Here is a 6,489-nt window from a genome sequence, read left to right as displayed (position 1 = left end):
ATGTTTCCACTTGAATAAATTTTGCTTTTCCATACTGATCACGCCCCTTTTTAGAGTACTAGTATCAGTATGTCCAAGTTCACTAGATTTCTTGCACCAGAACCATTTTGAGCAATGTGTAAAATGGTTTAAGTTTAATAAAGCCGATGAAAGCAATCCTGCACACTTTATTAAAATGTTTGGGCAACAATATAAAGCATATCTAGACCGTAGGGATCGTGAAGAAAGTGAAGCTATTAGTAACTTGGATAAAAAACGTGAAAGTACGTTCATCTTCTATGATTTTTTGAAAGGAAACTAGTAGTTAAAAAAATAGCAATAAATAGCCTTGTTTGAAAAAATCATAATCAACAAGGCTATTTGTCATGCAAGCATATTCCCATCCTCTCTCTGCTATATTTCACTCATAATATTTAACTATAAAACTCCAACCTTTAATACCAGTGTTTTCTATCACTAACTCAGGTATTAAACCAGAAATTTACTAAGTATAAAGCTCAAATGCCTTGTTGGAGTAAGAGTAAAGCCTTAAAAACGAATTCTAATGTTTTTATTGTATTTAGTTTTTAAAAACAAGATTTAATAAATAAAGAATCTACAAGATTTTTAAAAATCTATTTTTGAAAGATATACAGTGTCATCTTTTAGGGAAGACTATCGAATTTATAGAAAATAAAAGACCGTGTAAGATCCTTTTACAAGGATCTTACACGGTTCCCTCAAATTCGCTATTGCTATCTAAAAACAATCTTCATCTCTTAAATAAACGGCTAAACCAAGAACTTTCTTGTTTCGAGGATACAATTAATTTTTTGGTTGCTTTTGTTTCATGAATTAATTCTAGAAATTATTGATCCCTACTCCAATCAGAAAAAGATACTGAAATTAAAGAAACCACACTTTATAGTATGGATAAGTGTTTTTATTAGTGCGTTATATTTTCTGGCTGGACTTATACTGCTAATCATAAGCTTATTAGTCATAGTGGGCTTAGTAGCAGTAGGATTGTATTATATATGGACTATAGGGTTTGCTATTGCTGCATTTGCAATTATACTAGTGGGAATATTTATGGCGCTTGGTGTACTTTACAAATTTTCTACATATTTAGGTTCGTGGTTTTAAACAAGAATATTCTTTTGTTTTGTGGATCAAATTCTCATCCAGTATTACCGTCTGCATACATTACAGTTGTATACTTAGCTTGACTAGATTGTTTAGAATCAGAATCTATTGAATTATTTAAACCAAAAGTTATAATTCCCACTGCCATAATTCCCACAAAAAACACATTCAATTTTCTCATTTTAAAGCCTCCTTCTCAAGAATTTCCTCTTTTGCTCCATAACTTAAAAAGAAATATGTACTTGCTTTTTCAAAATTTGCTTCAGCATGAAACTGAACAGCTAATATCTCGCTGTATTCTTGAACATACTCCCATAGTTGTTCTTTTTTGAAGTAATCCATTCCTGCTAAAATTGTTTTTTCTAAATTTTCAGTTGTAGTATTGTTACACATTTCCCTCATAATAATAAAACGATGTTGGTACTCAGAAAGTTCTAACTCATTACAAATTTTTAAGCCTTCTTTAATAAGTTCCAATGCAATTGTTGTTTCCCCAAGTTTCAGGTATTGTTTAGCTTCAACAAAGAGTGCTTTATAATTATTGGGCATTTTCTGATTGACTTCAGATAAATAACGAATTGCTAAACTAGGGCTTCTTTGCTCTGCATACATTAAACCTAAGTTTTGACGGACAATCAAAACATCTCTTTCACTACCGAAATTATGAAATAAATCTATAGCTGAAACAAAATATTCTTCTGCCAATTCAAATTCTTTCAAGTGAGTACAAGCTAATCCCAAAAGATTATTACAATAAGCCATTTTAAGTTCACAGTCAGTATTATTGGAAAATATGTCCTTGGAGGCATTTGCATATTTTGTCGCTAAAAGTCCTTTGTAAATGTGGTAATGAAATATTGCTAAATTATAATAAAATTCAGCTTTTTCAAGTTCATCAGGAATGTGTATTAGTAGAGATTCTGCTCTGTCATAATGTTCTTTAGCTAAATTATAGCTTCCAATTGCATTAGAATGGATTGCTTTAAAAAAATGATAGTAATATGCTAAGAAGTCTTCTTTTGGTGTATCAAAAGTTTCAATTTTATCAAAACTCTTTTTAGAAATACCCAAGTTATTGATTAAATAGCTATACCGGAAATCAAGAAGTGAATAATAAAAGAGTAAATTTTGATTATCCTTTAAATCATTAATCTGTTTCTCAATTTCTTTTTTTAATCTCTTCGCATTTTCTGTATTTCTCGCGCGAATCTGTAAGTACCATTCATTTAATAGTTCGGTAAGTTGTTCATTACCCTTCAATTGAACGTTCATATTATCCTCCCCGTCATCCCACCAAATAAAGGGAATATTCTTATAATATAAATGATAACAAAAAACAGATTGTTAATTTCCTATAGGTGTATTTTTCAATAACTTTCAGATTATTCACTCTATTTTGAAGTTGTAGTAGGAAGTCTCGGAATAAGATTAATTACTGATACCCTATTTAATACCGGGTATTACAATTAGTTCTCCTGCAGAAAAAGTATACACACCGCAAATTAATTGTATATGTTTCTAAAGTCTCTATAGAGGCTGCTATTAGTTATATAGAGAATGAGATCCACCCGAGGGATCGGAAAACATTATACGTGTGAAGTTAGTTCCTCAATGGCTGTATCTTTAAATAAAAATGTAGCTACTGTTCCTGTAGATGTTGAATATTTACTAATCACGGCTTCTATTATCTTATCAATCTCTAAAGGGCTATCATTATGAAGTTCATCTGCTGTTTGAATATTTTGTTTTAGTATTCTATATGAAATTCTTTTGCAAGGACTCTACATGTTTCCCCAATCTTCCCTATTTCTATTTACGTTGTCGCATTGAGATTTAGACGCCATTCGTTGCATTGCATGAAGTTTCCTGGCGGGTATTCGAAATTGCACTCGGCAATGAACAAGAAATCTAATCTCCGACAAATCGCATTTGACGCAGGGTTATTAACGGATGGGAACGCATGAATGTATCTGTGCTTCTTCTCAGCACGGACACTAGCTAAGGCTGATGAAACAACCGCATTCGCTATGCCCCTCCTGCCCTCGAATGGTGGCAGAACGCTCCATCCGATTTCATACATGGTTTCCTCCTGCCAGACGGTTTCCCAGTATCCGACAGAGCCGACTACTTCAAGCTCTGGAAGAAGTACATTCTGAACAAACAGCCTTTCCCACCAATCTCAAGGTACCTCTTGTGGCGTGAAAGAATTCCCCCTCGCTCTCTGGACCTCCAAGGTGTTTCATCATCTCTGGTTCATTCAAACAACGCAGCAAGGTAAGATCAGTATCTGTCCAAGCTTCAATCCGTACCTTATTTAGATTTGTTTGCTCTAACATCTCTTTCACTCCTATTTTAGAGTCATTATCACACTTTTATCTTATCAATCTAGGAAAAGAATTCCCCAAAAAATCACTTAGTAATTTCTAATAATTGATGAAGTAACTTCACTAGAATTTGGGTAGATTTATATCGCAAGTAATTTTTGTATTTTTAACATATATACGATCCCGATTCAGCTAATAGTGAACATTTATATAAAAAACGCTAAAAAAACGGATAGCGTTCACGAATAATTCAATTTAACTTAATATCGTTAGGTTGTTCAGGATCTAATAATTTTGTTTTAAATACTAATCTAACTAAGGAAACCTTTGATTCTCTTACACATATCTAGTAGAATTTTTGTATTAGAAGTAAACCTCTAATATCTCATAGACAAATTGTGTTTTAGCAAGTACTAGTAAATTCCGGAGAAAATCTCAGTAGAAGTTAGATATTTGTATACACAAAAAAATGAAAGCAAATCTGAACGTGGAAATATGCTATTAAATATAGTATAGGTACATATAAGCCATTTCATACTTCCCAGAAAATAAACATTCGAAGAAGATAAATCCCCCCCCATAACACATGGATAACGAAGATATGGCGCGCATGACTTTTATTCAACTATAACCGAAAGCGTTGGTAATACTGAGAAAAACGTTATAAAAACGGATAGCGTTCACAACATAACACCTTCTCTCAAAAAATATAAAAAACACTTTTAGAGGAAACAGCATTCTAATAAAGAAAAATAGTGTAACACACAAATAACGGAGGTGTGAAATTTGGAATATGGATATTTTGCACAAGAAGTAGCAAAACAATTAGACATTAACACAAATACGCTTCGGAGATGGTCAATTGAGCTAGAAAAAATGGACTATATATTTGACCGAAATGAGCGGAAACAACGCATTTACTATGAAAAAGATATTGATATTTTAAAACAGATGAAAGAATACTTAAATCAGAACTGGAAATTAGAAGAAGCTGCAACGAGAAGCATTGATATCACTGAAGAAAACGCCAAAGAAACGGATAGCGTTCACGAAGAAATAAACACCGAGATAACACTACCAAAACGTTCGGAAAATGACATTTCAGTACTTCAAGATAAATTTTTGCACATGTTTCAGCAACAAGAAAAAATTGTACAACAAAACCAAGATATCATTGAATTATTGTTACAAGAGCGTTCAGAGAAAGAAGAGAAAGATGCACAAATACAGTTACTACAAGACAAACTAGATAAAGCTATTGGAATGCTAAATGAAGATCGTCAAGATAACACCAAAAAAACGTTCATTCAGCGTTTATTTAACCGTGATTAATTTACTTGTGTATAATTCACAATAAGATTTTATGCACAATATATATATTATAGGATACCTATGACTTAACTTAAATGTGGTATTCTTTCGCAGAAATCCAAAAGATTGAGCGTATTACATTCTTTTGTACCTAACGAGTTCCTGATAAAAATTATTCTCTATTAGAATATAATCATCCTATATAGCAGTTAGATATTCACCAAAATATATGTTCTAAAAGTGATTAATTAATTTGATTTAAATTATAATACTTTATATTCATATAAGCTAAATTAAATTGAAAATTAAAATCGGATATAACTAGAGGTATTGATGTTACTGAAAAAAACGCCCAAGAAACGGATAGCGTTCACGAAGAAACAGCTGTCGAGATAACACTGCCAAAGCGTTCGAAAAACGTCATTTCAGTAATTCAAAATACACCTTCACACATCTTTCAGTAACAAAACCAAACTAGATAAAGCCATTAAATTACTACCTGAAGACCGTCAAGATAACACAAAGAAAACGTTCATTCAGTGTTTATTTAACCGGAATTAAGTAAACGTCAAGTAGGCCCGAATTACACCACTCATGTATTATATTTTAGAGCTTCGTGCTTATTAACTCAAAAGTCGATTGTCAGCTGACAATCGACTTTTGAGTTAAGCATGCTATATGTAACCCTTTTTGGAAAATCCTACATATAGCATTTATGCAGTAAATTGCACGTTATGAACTACTGCTGGCAGAAGCTGCTGCGGAGGAAGCGGTAATTGCTGCTATCATAGCTGCCTGCTGCGCCTGTATGAGAACCTCTATCATTGTTTGTAAGCCTGTGTTAGCAGCGTGACTTTCCGCACCTTTTTGACTTACGAATAGTTGAATAGCAATAAGAATATTTGCATCCGTATGCCAGCGGAATAGCTTGTCCCCCTGCAATTTTTCAATGAATGCCCAAACAGAAGGGACCTCTTTCTCTCCATCCTCAAGCAACGCTAGTAGCCCGATAGCGGGATAATGCATCTGTTTAACTTTTACCTTTTTTTGCTTTAGCAGGTTCCATATGTTTGTGCAGCGTGCTACTAAAATATCTTCACTGACATCCTTCTTTAGAGAAAGAATATGACTTAAAAATTGAAGATCATTCCCTTTGTGCATACCAGTTGCCGCCAGCTTGTGATAGAGACGTTCCACTCGATCCATAAGTGTCTCTACTTTCTCTGGTTGTCCTGCTAGCAAAACAGCGAGCGGGTAATCATTTGTGCTTGTAAGAAAGAAGTGATCCTCTTTCATGCGTTTATATACTTGCAGCGACCGCTGAATGCGTGTTTCATGCTGTCCATTGTCTTCTGGTAAAAGCGCTGCTGCTGCCAAATAAGTGAATATACTCCGGCTAAAGCCACCAGCGACCAATCGTTCATATAAGTCTAGGAACTGCTGAAACGCTTCTTTGTAATATGTAAAGTGAATATCTAATGTTGCTGCAACCACAAAGCGATGATAGGACTTCAAATATGAAAACATCCCTACCTGATCATTAATATAACTACTAACTTGTAAAAAACGCCCAAGATCAAACGGCTTATCGCTGCCTGCATACATCGCGGCAATCATCATCCCTGTCCGAGAATCACCGGTTTTCCACCTTAGTTCTCTCTTCAACTGTGCATATATGTGTGTATACTGCTCCAGCTTCTGTTGCAATGTAATCATAGCGGTCCCCCCA

4 protein-coding genes and 2 pseudogenes are annotated in these 6,489 nt (G+C 33.9%); 2 read left to right on the top strand and 4 right to left on the bottom strand.

What is annotated here, in order from left to right:
* A pseudogene (locus ACFQZ1_RS08730) lies at positions 1 to 301 on the top strand (hypothetical protein); the annotation flags it as partial.
* Positions 302 to 1,159: 858 nt separating this feature from the next.
* Here ACFQZ1_RS08730 and ACFQZ1_RS08725 read toward each other — a convergent pair.
* From ACFQZ1_RS08725 to ACFQZ1_RS08715, 3 genes and pseudogenes are all read right to left on the bottom strand, one after another.
* Complete coding sequence (locus ACFQZ1_RS08725; protein ID WP_098309791.1) at positions 1,160 to 1,306, bottom strand: Phr family secreted Rap phosphatase inhibitor; 147 nt, start codon at positions 1,304 to 1,306, stop codon at positions 1,160 to 1,162.
* Positions 1,303 to 2,397 (bottom strand): response regulator aspartate phosphatase, encoded by a 1,095-nt coding sequence (locus ACFQZ1_RS08720; RefSeq protein WP_377881742.1) that lies wholly within the window; start codon positions 2,395 to 2,397, stop codon positions 1,303 to 1,305. Before ACFQZ1_RS08720 ends, ACFQZ1_RS08725 begins: the two co-directional genes overlap by 4 nt.
* A 541-nt stretch (positions 2,398 to 2,938) precedes the next feature.
* Positions 2,939 to 3,461, bottom strand: a pseudogene (locus ACFQZ1_RS08715) (GNAT family N-acetyltransferase).
* A 774-nt stretch (positions 3,462 to 4,235) separates the two neighbouring features.
* On the opposite strand from ACFQZ1_RS08715, the gene ACFQZ1_RS08710 reads away from it, so the two are divergent.
* Entirely contained in the window at positions 4,236 to 4,781 is a 546-nt protein-coding gene (locus tag ACFQZ1_RS08710) for a MerR family transcriptional regulator (RefSeq protein ID WP_377881740.1), read from the top strand.
* Positions 4,782 to 5,492: 711 nt separating this feature from the next.
* Here ACFQZ1_RS08710 and ACFQZ1_RS08705 read toward each other — a convergent pair.
* Positions 5,493 to 6,476 (bottom strand): DUF4003 family protein, encoded by a 984-nt coding sequence (locus ACFQZ1_RS08705; protein WP_377881738.1) that lies wholly within the window; start codon positions 6,474 to 6,476, stop codon positions 5,493 to 5,495.
* Between the last annotated feature and the right edge of the window lie 13 nt (positions 6,477 to 6,489).

It is taken from the genome of Bacillus sp. CGMCC 1.60114 (assembly GCF_042676365.1).
Taxonomy (GTDB): domain Bacteria; phylum Bacillota; class Bacilli; order Bacillales; family Bacillaceae_G; genus Bacillus_A; species Bacillus_A rhizoplanae_A.
Note: the sequence above shows the minus strand (reverse complement) of the source record. Positions and strands in the feature narration are given on the sequence as shown.